This is a genomic window from Kitasatospora griseola (genome assembly GCF_014648555.1).
Taxonomy (GTDB): Bacteria; Actinomycetota; Actinomycetes; order Streptomycetales; family Streptomycetaceae; genus Kitasatospora; species Kitasatospora griseola.
Genome location: NZ_BMRI01000033.1, coordinates 54,596 through 72,891, shown reverse-complemented (window position 1 = coordinate 72,891; position 18,296 = coordinate 54,596). Strand labels below are relative to the sequence as shown.

The following is an 18,296-nucleotide window of genomic DNA, read 5'->3' as shown; positions in this document are numbered from 1 at the left end:
GGACAGGCTGTTCAGCCTTCGGCGGCCGCCGATTCGGCCTTCTGCTTCGCCGCGCGGCCCATCGCCGCCAGCACCTCGCGCAGTTGCGTGCGGAGGGATTCGTCCGTCACTCGGCCGTTCTTGATCTTGGTGCCGACGGACGGGATGGACAGGGATTCGGGGAGGACGTCGGCGCCCATCATCCGGAGTGTCTCGGTGGTCCAGGCGCGGGCGCGTTCGCCGCCGGTGGTGGCGGGGGAGGCAGTGATGACGGCGACCGGTTTGTCGACGAGCTGGCCGCCGCCGACGATCCATTCGAGGGCGTTCTTGAGGACGCCCGACATGCCGGCGGCGTATTCGGGGCTGGTGATCAGGACGGCATCGGCGTCGGCGAGTCGGGCGCGGAAGGCGAGGACGGCGGCAGGCGGGGCGGCGAGCTCGACGTCGTGTTCGAACCACGGGAGGGCGCGGAGGTCGTCGAAGAGGGTCAATTCGATGCCAGGGTCGCACAGTTCGGCGGCGTTGAGCGCGACCGCGCGGTTGTACGATCCCGCGCGCAGGCTTCCGACGATTGCCACGAACTTCAACTGAGGCCCCCGATTCCGAACGGTTTCCGACGATCGCTGCAACACGCCGTCGGCGCACCCGGATTCCCGGCGCCGGGTGGTCGGGCCGCGTGGGCCGGGAGCCGGTTGCCGATGGCGGCTGCGCGGGGCCCGGGCCGCGCAGGCAGTCAGTGGCTGCTGCCCGCAGGGGCCGGGGAGGCCGCGCGGTCGCTGCCGGGGGAACCCGGGGTGGCGGTGGTGCGGAGGATCCCGGCGGTGGCGGCGGTGGCGGCGCACATCAGGGTGAGCAGCAGGAAGGTGTGGTCGAGGGCGGTGAGGTGGGTGAGCCAGCCGATGACGGCGGGTCCGGCGAGCATGCCGAGGTAGCCGAGTCCGGCGACGCGGGAGACGTTGGCGCCCGCGGCGGCAGGGTCGGCGTGGCCGGCGGCGCTGAGGAGTTGGGGCACGCAGCCGGACAGGCCGAGGCCGAACAGCGCCCAGCCGAGGAACGCGGCCCACACCCACGGGGTGAGCGCGGCGATGGTGATGCCGACGGCGCGGTGGCCGCGCCGTGGCGCAGGACGGCGGTCGGGCCGTGGCGGCTGACGATCCGGTCGGCGAGCAGGCGTCCGGCCGCCCCCGCGCCACCGAAGGCGCCCTCACCTGCCCCCTCGCCCTCGCCCTCGCTTCGATCAACGCCCTGCGCTTCGACACCGCCGTCCTCAGCTGCTGCGCCCTGAGCGCCGCCGACGGCCTGACCGCCTACGACCTCGATGACGCCACCGTGAAGAAGGCCGCGATGGCCGCCGCCCGCCGCACCCTCGTGGCCGCGTCCGCCGGCAAGCTCGGCCGCACCGCCTTCGCCCGCGTCGCCCCGCCGCGAGCCTGCACATCCTCGTCACCGACACCGACGCCCCCGCCGCCGCACCCCTCCTCCCGGTGAGCGGGGAGGAAGGGTGCGGCGGTCGGGTGTTCAGGTGGCCAGGAAGCGTTCGTGGAAGACCTGGCAGTCGGGGGCGGCGCGGCGGACCGCGTCGACCATGGGCGGGGGGCCGCAGACGTAGAGGTCGGGGGCCGGGCCGGTGTGGGCGGAGAGCGCCCGGGCGAGCAGGTCGGCGGGGGTGCCGACCGGGCCGGTCCAACCGGGGTCGGCCTCGCGAACGGTGAACTCGTACTGGAAGGACGGGAGTTCGGCGGCGACCGCCTTGAGTTCCGGGTCGCCGAACAGGTCCGCGGGGGTGTTGGCTCCGAGGAAGAGGCGGGCCGGTTGCGGGTCCTGCCACTCGGCCATCTGGCGGGCCATGGCGAGCAGCGGGGCCAGGCCGGTGCCGCCGGCGAGCAGCCAGCGGGGGCGCAGGCCGGTCTCGTGGAGGCCGAAGGCACCCTGCGGGCCGTGGACGGTCAGCGGGTCGCCGGGGCGGACTCGTTCGGCGAGCGGGCCGGAGAACGCGCCGTCCGGGCGGAGTCGGATGTAGAACTCCATCCGGCCTTCCCAGTTGCCGGTGTTGGCGAGCGAGTAGGCGCGGCGGGCCCCGGTGCCGGGCAGTTCGAGTTCGACGAACTGGCCGGCGTCGAACTGGCAGTCGGGGCTGTCGGTGAGGGTGACGACGAGGCGGACGGTGTCCCGGGCGACGGTGGTGATCGACTCGACCTCCGCCGCCCGTTCCGGCACGCCGCCGTACAGGATCCGCGACTGCGGGTAGGGCAGTTCGGCGGTGAGCGGCCCGCACGGGACGGTGCGGCACAGCAGCACGCCGCCGTGCGGGAGTTCGTCGGGCGGCAGCGCCAGTGCGCTGTGCGGACCGAGGTCGTACTCGCCGGAGGTGACGGTGGCGTGGCAGGAGCCGCAGGTGCCCTGCTTGCAGGAGGCGGGCAGCGCGGCCCCGGCCTCGGCGGCCGCCTCCAGCACGGTGCCGCCGGGCGGGCAGCACAGCTCCAGGCGGGCGCCGTCGGTGGTGGTGAGGACCACCTGGTGGCCGGTCACTGCCCGGCCGGTTCGAGCGCGGCGGCGAGGTCCGCGGCCGGGTCGCCGATCACCCGCAGGTCGAAGCGCTGCACCAGGGCGTCGACCAGGTCGGGCGTGAGGAAGCCGGGCAGCGTCGGGCCGAGGTGGATGTTGCGGATGCCGAGGGCGAGCAGGGCGAGCAGCACGGCGACGGCCTTCTGCTCGGTCCAGGAGAGCACCAGGGTCAGCGGCAGGTCGTTCACCTCGCACTCGAAGGCCTCCGCCAGTGCGACGGCGATCCGGATCGCGGAGTGGGTGTCGTTGCACTGGCCGAGGTCGAGCAGCCGCGGGATGCCGCCGATCTCGCCGAAGTCGTGCCCGTTGAAGCGGTACTTGGCGCAGCCGAGGGTGAGCACCATGGTGTCGGCGGGCGCGCCGACCGCGAACTCGGTGTAGTAGTCGCGTCCGGGGGTGGGCCCGTCGCAGCCGCCGACCAGGAAGAAGTGCCGGATCGCACCGCTGCGGACGGCGGCGGTGACGCGGTCGGCGACGGCGAGGACGGCGTCGGCGCCGAAGCCTACGGTGAGCAGCTTCTCGGGCGCGGGCTCCGGTTCGGCAGGGAAGCCGGGCAGCGCGCGGGCGGCCTGCAGGACGGGGGTGAAGTCGCCCTCGGAGAGGTGGCGGACGCCGGGCCAGCCGACGGGGCCGGTGGTGAAGATCCGTCGGCGGTAGCTGACGTGGGGTTCGATGATGCAGTTGGAGGTCATCAGGATCGGGCCGGGGAACGCGGCGAACTCGCGCTGCTGGTCCTGCCAGGCGCCGCCGTAGTTGCCGACCAGGTGCGGGTGGGCCTTCAGCAGCGGGTAGGCGTGCGCGGGCAGCATCTCGCCGTGGGTGTACACGTTGATGCCCTGGCCGGCGGTCTGCTCCAGCAACTGCTCCAGGTCGTGCAGGTCGTGGCCGCTGACCAGGATCGCCTTGCCCTCGACGGACGTGGTGCGCACCGCGGTGGGCTGCTGGGGTCCGTACGCGCCGGTGTTGGCGGCGTCCAGGAGTTCCATCACGGTCAGGTTGAGCCGGCCCAGTCCGACGGCGCGCTCCAACAGCTCGGCGGCGTCGGTGGGTTCGCCCGCGAGGTAGGCGAGGGCGTCCTCCACCCCGGCGAACACCTCGGCGCTCTCCTTGCCGAGGACGTGCGCGTGGTGGGCGTACGCGCAGATGCCCTTCAGTGCGTAGAGGTGCAGCGAGCGCAGGCCGACCACGTCCGGTCCGACCAGGGCCAGGCCAGCGTCCACCCGGACGTCGGCGGCCTGCTTCAGCAGCGCGTCCGGGTCGGCGGCGGGCTGCCAGGCGGCGGGGCCGGTCAGTTCGCGCGGTTCGCGGCCGGCGGCGCGGGCGGCCTGCTCGTAGGCGGCGCGGGCCCGGTCGCGGTGGGCGACGGCCTGCTGGATCATGGCGCCGAACCGGGACGGGTTGAAGTTGACGTTGGTCAGCGTGGTGAATACCGAGTACAGCAGGAACCGGTCCGCCTCGTCGTCCGCCGCCCCGAGCGCCCGTGCCTCGGCGGCGTACTGGGCGACGCCCTTCGCCGCATGGATCAGCAGGTCCTGCAGATCGGAAGTCGCGGCGTCCTTGCCGCAGTTGCCGATCGCACCCGCGCACCCGGGAACCGTCCCGGTACGGTCGGTCTGCTCGCACTGGTAACAGAACATGCGGTCCTCCTGGACTCCGTACACCTCGCCCTGGCGCCGACGGGCCCCACGCAACAGGCGTGCCTTCACGCTACGAACCCGCGGCCCGCCCGACCCAGGACCCGTACGTCCTCCCGCCCGGGGCCATCGGTCCCCGCTCCCCCGCCCTCGCCGGGACTCAAGTCCCTTGCCCCGCCCGCCGATCGCCTCCGTCGGATTCGTTCGGGTTCGTTCGGGGCTGTTCTGGGCCGTTCGTTACCGCTCGGTGAACAGCGTTGTGCGCGGTCTCGGCACGGGGTTACGGTGCGACGGAGGCAGCAGCAGCAAAAGCGGCGAGGGCGGAGGAGGTGGCGGCGGTGCGGTTCGGAGACGTTGGTCGGCCGGGCGCCGTCGCCCGCCCGGGCTGGGTGCTGGCCGCCCGACTGCACATCGATCTGCTGCGGGTGACCACCGCGCTCTGTCCGGCGCCCGCGGTCGCCGTCCGATCCGTCGCCACCGCCTGATCCGTCGTCACCGTCCGATCCTCGCCGCGCCCGGGCGTTCCTTCGCGTTGCTGCCGCCCCGTGGCCGGCGTGCCGTCACCTTCCTCCTGAACAGGAGCGGTTCGCCATGCCCGAGAACACGTCCACACCCCTGCACCTGGCCGTCGCGCTGGACGGCGCCGGCTGGCACCCCGCCGCGTGGCGGGAGCCGGAGGCCAGGCCGGCGGAGTTGTTCACCGCCCGGTACTGGGCCGACCTGGCCGCCGAGGCCGAGCACGGGCTGCTCGACCTGCTGACCTTCGAGGACGGCCTGAGCCTCCAGTCCGACGACCCGTTCGCGCCGGACGCCCGCACCGACCGGGTGCGCGGGCGGCTGGACTCGGTGCTGGTCGCGGCCCGGATCGCCCCGCTGACCCGGCACATCGGCCTGGTGCCGACGGCCGTCGTCCCGTTCACCGAGCCGTTCCACCTGTCCAAGGCGGTGGCCACCCTCGACTTCGTCAGCTCCGGGCGGGCCGGCCTGCGGGTGAAGGTCTCCGCCCGCCCCGACGAGGCCGCCCACTTCGGCCGCCGCGAGGCCGCCCTGCTGCGCCTGGACGAACCCGACACCCCGCAGAAACTGGCCACCCTCGCCGAGGAGTTCGGCGAGGTGGCGGACTACGTCGAGGTGCTGCGCAGGCTGTGGGACAGCTGGGAGGACGACGCGGAGATCCGCGACGCCGGAACCGGCCGCTTCGTCGACCGCGCCAAGCTGCACTACATCGACTTCACCGGGTCGCGGTTCAGCGTCCGCGGCCCGTCGATCACCCCGCGCCCGCCGCAGGGCCAGCCGATCGTCGCCTCCGTCGCCCACCGCACCGAGCCCTACCAACTCGCCGCCCGATCCTCCGACTTGGCGTTCATCACCCCGCACACGCCGCACGACGCCCGGGCCGCGCTGGCCGAGATCCGCGACGCGCAGCAGGCCGCCGGGCGCGGCGACGAGACCGTGCACGTCTTCGCCGACCTGGTGGTGTTCCTGGACGATCGGCCCGGCGCGGCCGCCGACCGGCTGGCCCGGCTGAACGACTCGGCCGGCGCCGAGTACCGCAGCGACGCCCGGATCTTCACCGGGACGCCGGGCGAACTCGCCGACCTGGTCGAGGAGTTGGCGGCCACCGGCCTGACCGGCTTCCGGCTGCGCCCGGGCGCGCTGCCGTACGACCTGGAGCGGATCACCCGCGGCCTGGTGCCGGAGCTCCAGCGACGCGGCCGGTTCCGCACCGCCTACGAGGCGTCCACGCTGCGCGGCCTGCTCGGCCTGCCGCGCCCCGCCAACCGCTACGCCGACACCGACACTGTCGGCCCGGCCGCCACCGTCTGACGCCCCGGAAGGATCGCCCCGTCATGACCAGCAGCAGCAAGCCCGTCAAGCAGATCCACCTCGCCGCGCACTTCCCGGGCGTGAACAACACCACGGTGTGGAGCGACCCGGCGGCCGGGAGCCAGATCGAGTTCTCGTCCTTCGCGCACTTCGCGCGGACCGCCGAACGCGCCAAGTTCGACTTCCTGTTCCTCGCCGAGGGCCTGCGGCTGCGCGAGCAGCACGGGCGGATCTACGACCTGGACGTGGTCGGCCGGCCGGACACGTTCACCGTGCTCGCGGCGCTCGCCGCCGTCACCGACCGGCTCGGCCTGGCCGGCACCATCAACTCGACGTTCAACGAACCGTACGAGGTGGCACGGCAGTTCGCCTCACTGGACCACCTCTCCGCGGGCCGCGCGGCATGGAACGTGGTGACCTCCTGGGACGCGTTCACCGGCGAGAACTTCCGCCGCGGCGGGTTCCTGCGCGAGGAGGACCGGTACGCGCGGGCCCGGCAGTTCCTGGAGGCGTCCTGGCAGCTGTTCGACTCCTGGCACGGCGACGAGCTCCTCGCCGACCGCGCGTCCGGAAAGTTCCTGAACGACCCGGACGCGGGCCGATTCGCCTACCGGTCCTCGGAGTTCGACATCTCCGGCCGGTTCGACGTGCCGCGCGCACCGCAGGGACGTCCGGTGATCTTCCAGGCGGGCGACTCCGACCAGGGCCGCGAGTTCGCCGCCGCGTCCGCCGACGCGATCTTCTCCCGACACGGCACACTGTTCGCCGGGCAGGCGTTCTACGCGGACGTCAAGGGCCGGCTGGCCCGGTACGGTCGGCAGCGGGACGAGCTGAAGATCCTGCCCTCGGTGACGTTCGCACTCGGCGACACCGACGTCGAGGCGCACGAGCGGGCCGCCCTGATCCGCCGTCAGCAGGTGAGCGGGCAGACCGCGATCCGGCTGCTGGAACAGGTGTGGAACCGCGACCTGTCCGACCTCGACCCGGACGGCCCGCTCCCCGCGCAGGACCCGCTGATCGGCGAACACACCATCGCCCGGGGCCGCGCCTCGGTCCGGATGACCCGCGACCCGCTGGCCGTCGCCAACGAGTGGCGGGCGCTCGCCGGGACCAAGCGGCTGTCCGTCCGCGAGCTGATCATCGAGGTGACGGGCCGCCAGTCGTTCATCGGCACCCCGGCCCGGGTCGCCGAGGAGATGAACCGCTTCGTCCAGGAGGACGCTAGCGACGGCTTCATCCTCGCCCCGCACCTCACCCCCACCGGCCTCGACGAGTTCGCCGACAAGGTCGTCCCCCTCCTCCAGGAACGCGGCGTCTTCCGCACCGAGTACCAGGGCGACACCCTCCGCGACCACCTCGGCCTGGCCGCCCGTTGAGCCGATCCGTTGAGCCGATCCGTTGAGCCGATCCGTTGAGCCGATCCGTTGAGCCGCCCGGCACCGGGCTCGGGCGTCACGTGGACCGGGCGTCACGTCGGTGTTGATCCGTTGTTGATCGGCGGGGGACAGCATGGTGGACGTGCCGGTCCCGGGGGTGGGTTCGAGGGGTGATCGGCCGTCAGTTTCGGCGCGGCTCCCGATGCGGGGCCGCCGGGATCACGGGGTGGAACCGATCATGCGTGTCCGTCAGCTGTCCGCCGCCACCGCCGTGGTGGCGGCCCTGGGCGTGTCCCTCACCGCGTGCGCCGAGGAGCGGCCGTCCGGTCCGGTCGCCCCGGCCGCGCCCGCGGTGCCCGTCGCGGCAGAATTGCAGGTCTCGCCCGTCCTGGAGACCCAACCCGCCGCCCCCGCCGGGGCCGGGACGCGCCGGTGCACGGCGGCTGATCTGCGGGCGACGGTGTCGGCGGGTTCGGTGGCGGCGGCCTCGGACGGGCCGGTGGTGGAGCGGATCGAACTCGCCAACCGCAGTGCGGCCACCTGCACCCTCCAGGGCTTCCCGGGCATCGACCTGGTCAGCGACGGAACCACCTGGAGCCTGCCCCGGGCCCGGACGTCACAGACCCGGACGGTGACCCTGCCGCCCGGCGGGACGGCGTCCGTGCTGATCGACTACCTGCCCTACCGGGGACGCGGGCAGCGCGGCCAGGCCGAGTTCAAGGTGACCTCGATGGTGCTGACCCCGCCGGACGACACCGGGCACCTCACCGTCCACTGGGAGGGCGCCAACCCGCAGGACCGCCGCTCCGCACCGCAGCCGGGCACCCAGGTCCGCCCGATCACCGCCGGCCGCTGAGGCAGCCGGCCACGGCGGCGATCACTCGTCGGACGGCCCCTGCGACTCGTCGGTGTCCGCGGGCGGGTCCGGGGGCTCGTCCGTGCGCACGGAGGGGGCCTGCGGGTCGGGGCGGACCGCGCCGAGGATCGGCAGCATGGGGACGGGGGCGAGCTTGATCACCGTCCCGGTGTGCGGGGCGTGCACGACGGTGCCGCCGCCGAGGTAGAGGGCGATGTGGCCGGCGTCGTTGTCGTAGACGACCAGGTCGCCGGGGCGCAGCTCGCGCAGCGGGATCCGCTTGAGCGCCGCCCACTGCTCCTCGCTGGTGCGCGGGATGCTGACGCCGGCGGACTGCCAGGCCTGCGAGGTGAGGCCGGAGCAGTCGAACGCGTCGGGACCGGTGCCGCCCCACAGATAGGGCTTGCCGAGCTGGGCGAGGGCGTAGGCGATGGCCTGGCGGCCGGCCTCGGACGCGCTGCCGCCGGGGCCGAACGTCCCGGCGGCGAGCATCTCCTCGCGGGCCTGGTCGGCGCGGTCGCTCTCCAGCTGCTCCAGCAGGTCCAGTTGGTCGGCGGGAGTGGATTCGAGCAGTTGGGCGGTGCGGTCGGCCGCGCTGCGGGCCGCGTCCAGGGCCCTCTGGGCGTCCTGCGAGGCGGTGGCCGCCGCCTGTTCGGCCTGCCGGGCCTGCTCGGCGGCCAGCACCAGCCGGGCTCGGGCCTCGTGCAGCCCACCGAGCACCTCGGCGGCGGTGTGGGTCTGCTCGAACGCCCGCCACTGGCGGCCGAGGAACTCCTCCGGATTGCCGGAGAGTAAGAGTCGGGCGACCGGGCCGAGCGAGCCCAGCGAACCGTTGCGGTACAGCTCGCCGACCAGTCGCGCGGCCTGCAGTTCGGCCTCCGCGACCCGGGCCCGTTCACGCTCGGCGTCGGCTTCGGCGTCCGCCGACTCCCGTTTCCTCCGGTCGAGTTGGAGATCGGCGGCGGTGAACCGCTGCTCCGCGGTCTCGGCGGCGTGCCGGGCGCCCGCGAGGTCGCGGCCGAACTCTTCGAGCGCCGAACCGGCGGTCATGTCCTCGGGCGGCGGCGGTTCCGCCCCGGCGGCCACCGCGTCGGGCGGCGGTTCCGGGTCCGCGGCGGCGGGCGCGACGGCCGTGACCAGCAGTGCCACGGCCAGCGGAAGCGCCGCCATCCGCCAGGACCGGGGGATGCCACGGACCATGGGAGTCCACCGTCCTCGCTCACATGCATCGGATGCGCCACGCACCGACCGGATCCGCCGGCCGCCGCACATCCGTCGGATGATCGGAACCCCGCCACTGTGGCATCCGCCCCGCCCACTCCCCCGCAACCCGGACCCGAACGACGCGCACCTCACCCGCCCGGCGCAGCACCGACCGCCCCCGCCGAGGCCCGGGCGGGTCCGCGGCGGTGATTGCGGCCCGTTCCGGCCCGCAGCATCATGAGGGAAATCGATGACGTGCCGGGCTGGCTGAGGGGCTTTCATGAACGTCGGCATCACGCACCTGCGCGCCGTCCTCGCCGTCCTCGACAGCGGCAGCTTCAGCGGCGCGGCGGACGAGCTCGACGTCAGCCAGTCCGCGGTGTCGCACTCGGTGGCCGCGCTGGAGCGTTCGCTCGGCGCCTCCCTCCTGGTGCGCACCGGCCGGCCCCGCCCCACGGCGTTCGGCGAGCAGATCCTCGTCCCGGCCCGGCAGGCCGTGGCCGCGCACGCGGCGATCTGCGAACTGGCGGCCCGGCGCAACCGGCAGCCGTCCGGGACGGTGCGGCTGGCCGCCCCGCCGACGGCCTGTCAGGGCGTTCTGCCGACCCTCCTGCAGCGCTGGCGGGAGGCGTTCCCGCAGTTGAACGTGGTGCTCCTGGAGGGCGACGACGGCGAGGTCGAGGAGTGGCTGCGGCGCGGCGCCGTCGAGCTCTCGGTCCTGGTCGGCCCGCCGTCCGAGCAGGGCGTCCTGCTGTCCACCGACGCCTTCCAGGCGCTGCTGCGACGGGACCACCCGCTCGCCGCCGAGCCGCGGATCGACGTCACCGACCTCGACGACGACCCGCTGATCCTGTCGACCGGGGGCTGCGAGAAGTACGTCCGGCAGGCGTACCGGCTGGCGCGCAGGCCGCTGCCCGGGGCGCATCGGGTCCGGGACATGGGGACGTTGCTCACCATGGTCCGCAGCGGAATCGGCGTGTCGATCGTGCCCGGGCTGACGGCAACGATGCTGGACCACCGGCTGGTCATGGTGCCGCTGGCGCAGCGCGTCACCCGCAGCCTCACCCTGACCGGCCCGGCGGACCGCCCCTGGCATCCGCTGGCCGACGTCCTCACCGCCTGGTGCCGCCGGCATCCGACGGACGGTCAGGACACGGGTCCCCTGGATCTCCCGCTGCCGGTGCGGACCCGGCCGCTCGACCCGCGGCCCACCGTCGACGCCGACGGCCACCGCGAGGCCCCCGTCACCGCCTGAGTCTCCCCTCGGGCTCCGCGACGGAGGCTGCGGGCTGCCCGGACGTCCCGGACGCCGGCGGGCGGGGGCGGCCCGGCGCCCGGGTGAGCAGGACGCCCGCGACCACCAAAACGGCGCCGGCCGCGGTGTTCCAGCTCAGCGGCTCCGACAGCAGCAGGGTGCCGAACAGGGTCGACCACACGGGGATCACATAGGTGACCGTGGAGGCGATGGTCGGCCCGGCCTCCCGGATGAGGCGGAGGTTGAGGATGTAGGCCACACCGGTGCCCAGCGCGCCGAGGGCCAGCAGACCCACCGCGGCAGGCCGGCCCGGCCACCCGGGCGCCCCGGCCATCAAGGGCGCAGCGACGGACAACTCCGCTGTGGCGCAGATCAGTTGTGTGGTCGACAGGGCGACTGCGGAGCCCTGACGGCCCGCGAAGAACCGCCGGGTGTAGGCGAATCCGGCCCCGTAGCACAGCGTCGACCCCAGACAGGCGGCGGCGCCCGTCAGTGTCGCGTCGCCCAGCCCCTGCCAGATGCCCAGCACCACCAGCACCCCGCAGAAGCCGGTGAACAGACCGACCAGCCGACGCGACGTCAACTGCTCCTGCGGAACCAGCAGCAGGACGAAGAACAGCGTGGTCAGCGGCGTCGTCGCATTGATCACACCGGCCAGCACCGAACTGACCTGCGTCTCACCGAAGGCGAGCAGCGCGAACGGCATCGAGTTCAGGAACAGCGCCACCACCAGCGCATGCCCCCACGTCGCCCGGTCCCGCGGCAGCCCCGAGCGCTGCACGGCCAGGATCGCCGCCAGGGTCAGCGCCCCGAACAGACACCGCCAGAACGCCACCCAGATCGGCGGAACCTCCGCGTTCACGGCCACTTTGATCAGGGCGAAGCTGGCCCCCCAGATGAGCGACAGGGCCAGGAAGCCCGCAATCCACCGGGCCGGAGCCGGGCCCGTCGATTCCGCGACCACTTCCGGTTTCTGCACCAAGTCCACTCCTCGCCTGGGCGTCGGGCGCTTCGGTCCCGCCAAGTGGTGCGATGATGCGACCGGCCGGAGGCGGGAGTCCAACAAGCGACATGCCTGAGCCATGAACGGCACTCATATCGAGCCGCCCGGCACCGGCCCCGGCCCGGCCGTGTGGGACGATCCCCCGCATGACGCACGATCCCCAGCCGCCGGCCCGCACGCACCTTCGCCTCCTGGCGGGCCACTCCAAGGGGGAGCCGGTGTTCGAAGTGCTGCCGGCGCTGTTCCTGGAGCCCGGCCTGTTCGAACTGGCCGGAAGCCCGGGGCTGACGCTCGGCTGCGCGGCCGGCGATGTGCTCCGGGTCGGCGACGACGGCCGGTTCACGGTGGTGGAGCCCGGCGGGAACCTGTGTGTTCAGGCGGCGAGGCGCGGCTGCTTCGCACCCGAGTCGCTCGCCGAACTCCGGGACGCGATCGGGGAGCTCGGGGGCATCGCCGAGGCCCCGTCGGACCTGCGCTTCGTCGTCGTCACCGTCGCCCTTGCGGCCGGTTTTCCCGCGGTCGAGCACGTCATGGACCGCTGGGCGGCCGGCATCGACGGGGCCGAGTGGTGGTTCGGCAACATCGACCACGACGAGCCCGTCGACGCCGCGCACTGACCGGGCCGGCGGGCGCCCAGGCACCCCGCCCGCTCAGCTGGCGGCCGGTTCCAGGACCTCCCAGCCCAGCTTGCGGGCCTGCGCGGCGACGGTGGCGAAGTCCTTGGCGGGGGCGAGTGCCGCGACCGTTTCGGGGGTGAGCGGAGCGCCTGTCAGGATCGCCGCCACCGCGTCCCGGGCGACGGGGCGTTCGAGGTAGTCCTCGGCGAAGACCACGTACGCCTCGGGGGTGCCGTCCGCGACGAGGTCGAACATCCAGTCGGCGCCGTCCCGCTCGCCGGGGGCGAACTCCACCGGGCCGCAGCGCCACGCGGTGTCGGCGGTCTCGCGCCAGACGCAGACCGTGGCGTCGAAGAAGTCCATGAACTGGAACTCCGGCGCCTGCGCGTAGTGGGCGAGCGAGGCCGGCAGTCCGTCGAGCAGGCCCGGCCAGTGCGCGCGTTCGGCCTCCCGCCACGGCGTGGCGTCGCTCTCGTGGTCGAACCCATGGAGGAACACCCCGGCCGCGTCGAACACGATCGCGTAGTGGTCGCCCGAGCCGTTGTCCATGGACGCCAGGTCCACGCCGTCCCGCCAGCCGGGCACGAACGTGTGCATGGGGGCGTAGTCGTCGAGGATCGCGTCGAGCAGGGCGATCGCCCGGCAGCGCGCGCGCAGTTCGGCGGGTTCGGGCAGCGAGGACAGCAGGTCGCGAACGGTCATGCCGCCCATTCAACCGCGCGCCGCCGACACCGCCGCGAACGGGCTGACCTGGCAGTTCGCCCCGCCCTGCCACAGGCCCGCACGGCAGGCCCGCGGTTACGGTGGGCGGATGACCGGTCGTCGGCGTCCGCGGTACCTGGGGGCGGCGGGCGCGTTCGCCGTCTGCATGGCGGGGACCACGCTGCCCACGCCGCTGTACGGGCTGTACCAGGAACAGATCGGGTTCTCCGAGCTGATGGTGACGGTGGTGTTCGCCGTCTACGCGCTGGGCGTGATCGGGGTGCTGCTGCTGGTCGGCAATGTGTCGGACGCGGTGGGGCGGCGACCGGTGCTGCTGTGCGGTCTCGGGTGTGCGGCGGGGGCGGCGGTCGCGTTCCTGGCCGAGCAGGGGCTGGCACTGCTGTTCGTCGGCCGGCTGCTGTCGGGTTTCTCCGCGGGTCTGTTCACCGGCACCGCCACCGCGTACGTGCTGGAGCTCGCCCCGCCCGACCGCAGGGCCCGGGCCGGGTTCGCCGCCACCGCCGCGAACATGGGCGGCCTCGGTCTCGGTCCGCTGCTGTCGGGGCTGCTCGCCGAGTACACCTCGCACCCGCTGACGCTGCCCTACCTGGTCCACCTGGCGCTGCTGGCGGTCTCGTTCGCCGTCACCTGGCTCCTTCCCGAGACGGTGGCCGGCGCCCGCCCGCTGCGCACCGCGCGGCCCCGGCGGCCGGACCTGCCGCCGCAGGTGCGCGGGGTGTTCGTCCCGGCGGGGATCGCCGCGTTCGCCGGGTTCTCGCTGCTCGGCGTGTTCACCTCGGTCAGTCCGGCGTTCCTCGCCGAGGACCTGGGCGTGCACAACCACGCCGCGGTCGGCGCGATCGTCTGCCTGGCCTTCTTCGCCTCGACGGCCGGTCAGCTCCTGGTTCCCCGGCTGGGCGCGGCCCGGGCCATCCCGCTGGGCTGCCTGGTCCTGATCGCCGGGCTCGGCCTGCTCGCCCTCTCCCTCGCCACCGGCACCCTGACGCCGCTCGTCCTGGCCGCCCTGGTCGGTGGCACCGGCCAGGGCATGGGCCTGCGCGGCGCGGTCGGCGAGGTCGCGGGCGCGGCCCCCGCCGAGCAGCGCGGCGGCGTGCTGTCCGCGCTGTTCGTGGTGGCGTACTTCGGCATCTCGATCCCGGTGATCGGCATCGGCCTGCTCGCCCGCCCCCTCGGCCTCACCCACGCGGGCCTGGTCTTCACCGCCTGCATGGCCGCCCTCGCAGCGGCCTCCGGCGCCTACCTGCTGCGCCGCCGGGTCTCCTGACCGGGCGTCGCACCAGGCGCGACGGCCCCTCGTCGGCTCCGCGGCCGGGACCCGACCTGCTGGACGACCCGTCGCCGCGATTCCCGGAGCCGACCCCGGACGCCCTCGCCCGCGGCCTCAGGCGGCCCGTCCGAAGCCGCCGGACGCGGCGGTGACCGACTGCGGGAAGGCGAAGACGCCGTCGGGGTCGTACCGGCGGGCGATCAGTTGCAGGCGCGGCAGGTTCTCGCCGTAGTAGGCACGGCCCCAGTCCGGGAGCGTGGCGTCGATGTAGTTGACGTACGCGCCGTGCGCGCCGAGGCCGGCCAGGCCGTCGCGGACGGCGTCGACCGCGGCCTTCACCCGGGCCTCGGTGGCGGGGGTGGCGGAGGCGTACACCTGGGCGCTGGCGAGCGAGTTGCGGTGCGGGAAGGCGGTGTCGCCCGGTCCGAGGTCGCCGACGGCGCCGCCGAGCGAGTCGAGCAGCAGGTCGATGCCGGTGTGGCCGGTCATCAGGTCGGTGACCTTCGCCGGGTCGATCGGCCGGGGTCCGAGCATGCGGGAGACGGCGACGAATCCGGTCCGGGTGAGCCGGCCGCCCTCCCAGGTGGGGTGGCACTGGGCGACGGTGTCCTTGGAGCAGCCCGCCATGTACTTCATCGCCGCCAGGTAGTCCTTGGGGGCGACGGTCCGGCTGGTCGGCGTCGTTCCGGCGGCCTTCACCAGCCGGTCGACCTGCTGGTTCGCCCCGTCGGGGTCGCCCACCCAGCAGCCGACGACCCGGCAGCTCGGCGGGCTGCCGCCGGCGATCTGGCAGCTGGCCCACAGCTCCTCGGGCGCGCGGGCCACCCACTCCTGCCAGGCGCCGAGCACCTGCGGCACGGAACCGGCGGGGAACGCCAGCGAGATGACGGTGAGGCCGGGCGCGGGCGCGGTGTCGAAGGTGAACCGGGTGACCACGCCGAAGTTTCCGCCCCCGCCGCCGCGCAACGCCCAGTACAGGTTCTCGTTCCGGCCGGGCGAGGCGTGGTGCAGGGCGGAGTCGGCGGTCACCAGCTGGGCCGCGCCGAGCCGGTCGCAGGTCAGCCCGTACTTGCGGGCCAGCACGCCGATGCCGCCGCCCAGCGTGAGCCCACCGACCCCGACCGTCGGGCAGCTCCCGGCCGGCAGCAGCCGTCCGGCCGCCGCCAGGCCCGCGTACACCTCGATCAGCCGCGCGCCCGCGCCGACCTCGGCCTTCCCGTCCCGGTGCACCTTGACGTCCGCCATGCCGCGCAGGTCGATCACCAGGCCGGTGGCGGGGATGCTGTAGCCGAGGTAGCTGTGGCCGCCGCTGCGTGCCGCGATCGGGATGCCGTGGCCGCGCGCCACGTCCAGACAGGCCCGGACGTCGTCCGCCGAGAGGCACTTGGCGACCGCGGCGGGCAGTTGACCGTCGTTCAGCTCGTTGAACCCGAGCCGCGCCGTCCCGTACCCGGGGTCGGCGGGCAGCACCAGCCGGTCCCCCAGCCGTCTCCGCAGCGCCTGCCAGTCCGGCGGCGCCGCCCGCCAGCCCCGCGCTCTGGCCGGGAACGCCCCCACTGCCCCCGCACTTCCCGCCCCCGTGGCCACTCCTGCCGCCGCCACCGCGGCGACAGTCAGAAACCGCCGACGATCCATACCCATGGCGAACCTCTCCGCCCGCGCCCCGCGCGCGAGCCTCCTGTCCGCCGATCGTCGCCCTCCCCCGCCCCTCGGGGCCCGCCGCACTGCGCCCATCGGCGCACACCGGCCCCCGCCCGACCCGCCGTCAGGCCGCCGGCTCCGGGAAGCCGCCGAGCCGCTCGCCGACCCGCTCGCGCAGCAGCAGGTACTCCGCCCAGCGGTGCCGCGTCGGCCCCACCGGACGGGCCAGGACCCGGCCCTCCGTGACGGTCTGACCGTCCCGGAACTGTTCGAGCGTCAGGTCGAGCTCCGCGCCGCTGGGCAGCCGGTTCCACCAGTGGAACCCCTGCTGCTCCCCGCCCCGGTACACCTTCCCGACCAGCAACTCGCCCCCGAACAGGTCGTGCACCACCAGCGCGGTGATGTCGCACTGCCCCCACGCCGGGTTCTCCGGCCCCCACCCGGCCCTGAGCAGGTCGTCCGGCGAACAGGTGTCGGCGGCCCAACTGGCCCGCAGGGCCCGGTCGAGATCGAGCAGGTTCCAAGGAGTCATCCCGGCAGCGTCGCACCCGCCACCGACAACCGCGGTGTCGTCGGCGAGGGCGCGCTGTCTGCTTGTTCGGCGTTGTCCGACGGCCTCAGGGCTGCTCGGTGCGGCATCGCCGGGTACGTGCCGCAGGCCGGCGGGTCGGGCTGAACAGCGGTGATCACGAAGCCTGGCGGGGATCGTCGCCCGCCCCTGCACCGCCGCGATCCGCGAGGCCGTCAGCGCAGCGATCCGCGCAGCGTGCCGCCCACCTGCGGGTCCGCGCGGGCGACCAGGCAGAATCGGCGTCATGCGTACCCTTCTCGTCATCGGCATCGGCGCGGGCGATCCCGACCACCTCACTCTGGAGGCGGTCAAGGCGATCGGCCGCACGGATGCGTTCCTGCTGCTGGACAAGCCCGAGGAGCGCCAGGACCTGATCCGGCTGCGGCGACAGATGATCGCCGAGCACGGGCGGCCCGGGCACCGGGTGGTGGAACTGATCGACCCCGCGCGGGACCGCGCCACCGCGGCGTACAAGGAGGCCGTCGAGGAGTGGCGGGAGCGGCGGGCCGACCTGGTCGAGCAGGCAGTGGTCGAGGAGTTGGCGGACGGGCAGACCGGCGCGCTGCTGGTCTGGGGCGACCCGGCGCTGTACGACAGTGTGATCGCCGTCCTGGACCGGATCCTGGACCGCGGGCGCACCGAGTTCGAGTACACCGTCGTCCCCGGCATCAGCAGCATCTCGGTGCTGGCGGCCCGTCACCGCACCACCCTCACCCGCACCGCCCGCCCCGTGCGGATCACCACCGGCCGGCGCCTCGCCGCCGAGGGCTTCGGCCCGGGGTCGGAGGACGCGGTGGTGATGCTGGACGGGCAGGCGGCGTTCACCAAGATCGACCCGGCTGGCGTGCACATCCACTACGGCGCGTACCTGGGCACCGAGGACGAGATCCTGGCCGCCGGCCCGCTCGCCGAACAGGCCGACCGCATCGCCGAGTTGCGCGAGCAGGCACGCGAGCGCAAGGGCTGGATCATGGACAGCTACCTGCTGCGCCGCACCGACTCCGAATAGCGCCGTCGAGCGGCCGGCGGGACGGGCGGCGTCGGATCGCGACGCCGCCCGCCCCGCGGCAGGGCTCGCAGCGGCGACGCGCTCCCGCGTCAGCGCGTGGAGCTGCACCCGTGGCGGGGTCGGGTCGAAGCAGGCGAGGAAGCGCGCGAGGGCCTCGGGCTCACCCGCGACCTCGACCGTGTCGTCCTGCCTGTCCCGGGCAGTGCTCCCGGCGGTCAGTTCGAGGAACCGGTCCGTCGGGAGTCGCAGCGTCGCCTCGGGGTCGTCCCTGGTTCTGTCGGCCAGGAGCACGCTGTGGCGAAGCTCCGGCCGGACGCGTTCGCCGGTCTCGCCGAGCACCACGTCGACGACGAGCCGCCGACTCCCGGCCCGGCCCGGTACGACATTGCAGCGGAGGAGCGGTGCGACGCCGAATTCGGCGACATCCTGTGCGCCATCGAGGAGTTGGACACGGACGTGATCTCCCTGGAGGCGGCCCGCTCGCACCTGCAGGTCACCAACGAGTTGGCTGGCGCCGGCTGGTCCGCCGGGGTCGGCCCCGGCGTGTGGGACATCCATTCGCCGCGCGTCCCGTCCCCCGCCGAGACCGTCCTGCTGCTGCGCCTCGCACTCACCGCCGTCCCGCCGAACGCGTGTAGGTCAACCCCGACTGCGGCCTGAAGACCCGCGCCTGGCCGGAGACCCGCGCCTCCCTCGCCGGCCTGGTCTCGGCGGCCCGTACCCTCCGCGCGGAGCTGGCCGACTGAGACGGCGAACCCGGGCGACCGCCT

17 protein-coding genes and 3 pseudogenes are annotated in these 18,296 nt (G+C 74.1%); 10 read left to right on the top strand and 10 right to left on the bottom strand.

Going from position 1 to position 18,296, the window contains the following annotated elements:
* Nucleotides 1-11: 11 nt before the first annotated feature.
* Both IEZ12_RS29995 and IEZ12_RS29990 read right to left on the bottom strand, forming a co-directional pair.
* Nucleotides 12-557, bottom strand: a complete 546-nt coding sequence (locus IEZ12_RS29995; RefSeq protein ID WP_189276420.1) for an NADPH-dependent FMN reductase — start codon at nucleotides 555-557, stop codon at nucleotides 12-14.
* Between the two features lie 155 nt (nucleotides 558-712).
* Complete coding sequence (locus IEZ12_RS29990; protein ID WP_373295546.1) at nucleotides 713-1,045, bottom strand: MFS transporter; 333 nt, start codon at nucleotides 1,043-1,045, stop codon at nucleotides 713-715.
* A 110-nt stretch (nucleotides 1,046-1,155) separates the two neighbouring features.
* Between IEZ12_RS29990 and IEZ12_RS29985 the strand changes: the two are divergent.
* Nucleotides 1,156-1,445, top strand: a pseudogene (locus IEZ12_RS29985) (DeoR/GlpR family DNA-binding transcription regulator); the annotation flags it as partial.
* Between the two features lie 52 nt (nucleotides 1,446-1,497).
* On the opposite strand, the gene IEZ12_RS29980 reads toward IEZ12_RS29985, so the two are convergent.
* Both IEZ12_RS29980 and hcp read right to left on the bottom strand, forming a co-directional pair.
* Nucleotides 1,498-2,508: a 2Fe-2S iron-sulfur cluster-binding protein gene (locus IEZ12_RS29980; RefSeq protein ID WP_189276418.1), complete on the bottom strand. Its 1,011-nt coding sequence runs from the start codon at nucleotides 2,506-2,508 to the stop codon at nucleotides 1,498-1,500.
* A complete protein-coding gene (gene hcp / locus IEZ12_RS29975; protein ID WP_189276416.1) occupies nucleotides 2,505-4,181 on the bottom strand; it encodes a hydroxylamine reductase in 1,677 nt (558 codons plus the stop codon). Before hcp ends, IEZ12_RS29980 begins: the two co-directional genes overlap by 4 nt.
* Before the next feature lie 335 nt (nucleotides 4,182-4,516).
* Between hcp and IEZ12_RS29970 the strand changes: the two genes are divergently transcribed.
* From IEZ12_RS29970 to IEZ12_RS29955, 4 genes are all read left to right on the top strand, one after another.
* Entirely contained in the window at nucleotides 4,517-4,663 is a 147-nt protein-coding gene (locus tag IEZ12_RS29970; protein WP_189276414.1) for a hypothetical protein, read from the top strand.
* Between the two features lie 106 nt (nucleotides 4,664-4,769).
* Nucleotides 4,770-6,005, top strand: a complete 1,236-nt coding sequence (locus IEZ12_RS29965; RefSeq protein ID WP_189276413.1) for an LLM class flavin-dependent oxidoreductase — start codon at nucleotides 4,770-4,772, stop codon at nucleotides 6,003-6,005.
* 23 nt (nucleotides 6,006-6,028) lie between these two features.
* The gene (locus IEZ12_RS29960) at nucleotides 6,029-7,381 is read left to right on the top strand and encodes an NtaA/DmoA family FMN-dependent monooxygenase (RefSeq protein WP_189276410.1); all 1,353 of its coding nucleotides are present in this window, start codon (nucleotides 6,029-6,031) and stop codon (nucleotides 7,379-7,381) included.
* Between the two features lie 238 nt (nucleotides 7,382-7,619).
* Nucleotides 7,620-8,237 (top strand): DUF4232 domain-containing protein, encoded by a 618-nt coding sequence (locus tag IEZ12_RS29955; protein WP_189276400.1) that lies wholly within the window; start codon nucleotides 7,620-7,622, stop codon nucleotides 8,235-8,237.
* A 21-nt stretch (nucleotides 8,238-8,258) separates the two neighbouring features.
* Here IEZ12_RS29955 and IEZ12_RS29950 read toward each other — a convergent pair whose 3' ends face one another.
* Complete coding sequence (locus IEZ12_RS29950) at nucleotides 8,259-9,437, bottom strand: C40 family peptidase (RefSeq protein ID WP_189276398.1); 1,179 nt, start codon at nucleotides 9,435-9,437, stop codon at nucleotides 8,259-8,261.
* A 283-nt stretch (nucleotides 9,438-9,720) separates the two neighbouring features.
* Between IEZ12_RS29950 and IEZ12_RS29945 the strand changes: the two genes are divergently transcribed.
* Complete coding sequence (locus IEZ12_RS29945; protein WP_189276396.1) at nucleotides 9,721-10,695, top strand: LysR family transcriptional regulator; 975 nt, start codon at nucleotides 9,721-9,723, stop codon at nucleotides 10,693-10,695.
* Here the strand turns inward: IEZ12_RS29945 and IEZ12_RS29940 are convergent.
* Nucleotides 10,685-11,674 (bottom strand): DMT family transporter, encoded by a 990-nt coding sequence (locus tag IEZ12_RS29940; RefSeq protein ID WP_229848288.1) that lies wholly within the window; start codon nucleotides 11,672-11,674, stop codon nucleotides 10,685-10,687. The two genes, IEZ12_RS29945 and IEZ12_RS29940, sit on opposite strands and share 11 nt — an antisense overlap.
* A 170-nt stretch (nucleotides 11,675-11,844) precedes the next feature.
* Here IEZ12_RS29940 and IEZ12_RS29935 point away from each other — a divergent pair, with 170 nt between their 5' ends.
* Nucleotides 11,845-12,315 (top strand): DUF4265 domain-containing protein, encoded by a 471-nt coding sequence (locus IEZ12_RS29935; protein WP_189276392.1) that lies wholly within the window; start codon nucleotides 11,845-11,847, stop codon nucleotides 12,313-12,315.
* Nucleotides 12,316-12,348: 33 nt separating this feature from the next.
* Here IEZ12_RS29935 and IEZ12_RS29930 read toward each other — a convergent pair whose 3' ends face one another.
* Nucleotides 12,349-13,017 carry a hypothetical protein gene (locus IEZ12_RS29930; RefSeq protein WP_189276384.1) on the bottom strand — a complete coding sequence of 223 codons (669 nt, stop codon included), beginning with the start codon at nucleotides 13,015-13,017 and terminating at the stop codon, nucleotides 12,349-12,351.
* A gap of 109 nt (nucleotides 13,018-13,126) precedes the next feature.
* On the opposite strand from IEZ12_RS29930, the gene IEZ12_RS29925 reads away from it, so the two are divergent.
* A complete protein-coding gene (locus IEZ12_RS29925) occupies nucleotides 13,127-14,302 on the top strand; it encodes an MFS transporter (protein ID WP_189276383.1) in 1,176 nt (391 codons plus the stop codon).
* Nucleotides 14,303-14,419: 117 nt separating this feature from the next.
* Here the strand turns inward: IEZ12_RS29925 and IEZ12_RS29920 are convergent, their stop codons facing one another.
* Nucleotides 14,420-15,862 (bottom strand): FAD-binding oxidoreductase, encoded by a 1,443-nt coding sequence (locus IEZ12_RS29920; RefSeq protein ID WP_229848287.1) that lies wholly within the window; start codon nucleotides 15,860-15,862, stop codon nucleotides 14,420-14,422.
* Between the two features lie 208 nt (nucleotides 15,863-16,070).
* The gene (locus tag IEZ12_RS29915) at nucleotides 16,071-16,478 is read right to left on the bottom strand and encodes a YunG family protein (protein WP_100584407.1); all 408 of its coding nucleotides are present in this window, start codon (nucleotides 16,476-16,478) and stop codon (nucleotides 16,071-16,073) included.
* A 283-nt stretch (nucleotides 16,479-16,761) separates the two neighbouring features.
* Between IEZ12_RS29915 and cobF the strand changes: the two genes are divergently transcribed.
* Nucleotides 16,762-17,526 carry a precorrin-6A synthase (deacetylating) gene (gene cobF / locus IEZ12_RS29910; RefSeq protein ID WP_189276379.1) on the top strand — a complete coding sequence of 255 codons (765 nt, stop codon included), beginning with the start codon at nucleotides 16,762-16,764 and terminating at the stop codon, nucleotides 17,524-17,526.
* A 171-nt stretch (nucleotides 17,527-17,697) separates the two neighbouring features.
* Here cobF and IEZ12_RS40715 read toward each other — a convergent pair.
* Nucleotides 17,698-17,865, bottom strand: a pseudogene (locus IEZ12_RS40715) (hypothetical protein); the annotation flags it as partial.
* A gap of 63 nt (nucleotides 17,866-17,928) precedes the next feature.
* On the opposite strand from IEZ12_RS40715, the pseudogene IEZ12_RS29905 reads away from it, so the two are divergent.
* Nucleotides 17,929-18,272: pseudogene (locus IEZ12_RS29905) on the top strand (5-methyltetrahydropteroyltriglutamate--homocysteine S-methyltransferase); the annotation flags it as partial.
* Nucleotides 18,273-18,296 lie beyond the last annotated feature (24 nt).

Coding starts and splice junctions, on each gene's coding strand:
- cobF (WP_189276379.1), top strand. CDS start 16,762: ATGCGTACCCTTCTCGTCATCGGCATCGGCGCGGGCGATCCCGACCAC.
- IEZ12_RS29915 (WP_100584407.1), bottom strand. CDS start 16,478: ATGACTCCTTGGAACCTGCTCGATCTCGACCGGGCCCTGCGGGCCAGT.
- IEZ12_RS29945 (WP_189276396.1), top strand. CDS start 9,721: ATGAACGTCGGCATCACGCACCTGCGCGCCGTCCTCGCCGTCCTCGAC.
- IEZ12_RS29925 (WP_189276383.1), top strand. CDS start 13,127: ATGACCGGTCGTCGGCGTCCGCGGTACCTGGGGGCGGCGGGCGCGTTC.
- hcp (WP_189276416.1), bottom strand. CDS start 4,181: ATGTTCTGTTACCAGTGCGAGCAGACCGACCGTACCGGGACGGTTCCC.
- IEZ12_RS29965 (WP_189276413.1), top strand. CDS start 4,770: ATGCCCGAGAACACGTCCACACCCCTGCACCTGGCCGTCGCGCTGGAC.
- IEZ12_RS29930 (WP_189276384.1), bottom strand. CDS start 13,017: ATGACCGTTCGCGACCTGCTGTCCTCGCTGCCCGAACCCGCCGAACTG.
- IEZ12_RS29955 (WP_189276400.1), top strand. CDS start 7,620: ATGCGTGTCCGTCAGCTGTCCGCCGCCACCGCCGTGGTGGCGGCCCTG.
- IEZ12_RS29950 (WP_189276398.1), bottom strand. CDS start 9,437: ATGGTCCGTGGCATCCCCCGGTCCTGGCGGATGGCGGCGCTTCCGCTG.
- IEZ12_RS29935 (WP_189276392.1), top strand. CDS start 11,845: ATGACGCACGATCCCCAGCCGCCGGCCCGCACGCACCTTCGCCTCCTG.
- IEZ12_RS29960 (WP_189276410.1), top strand. CDS start 6,029: ATGACCAGCAGCAGCAAGCCCGTCAAGCAGATCCACCTCGCCGCGCAC.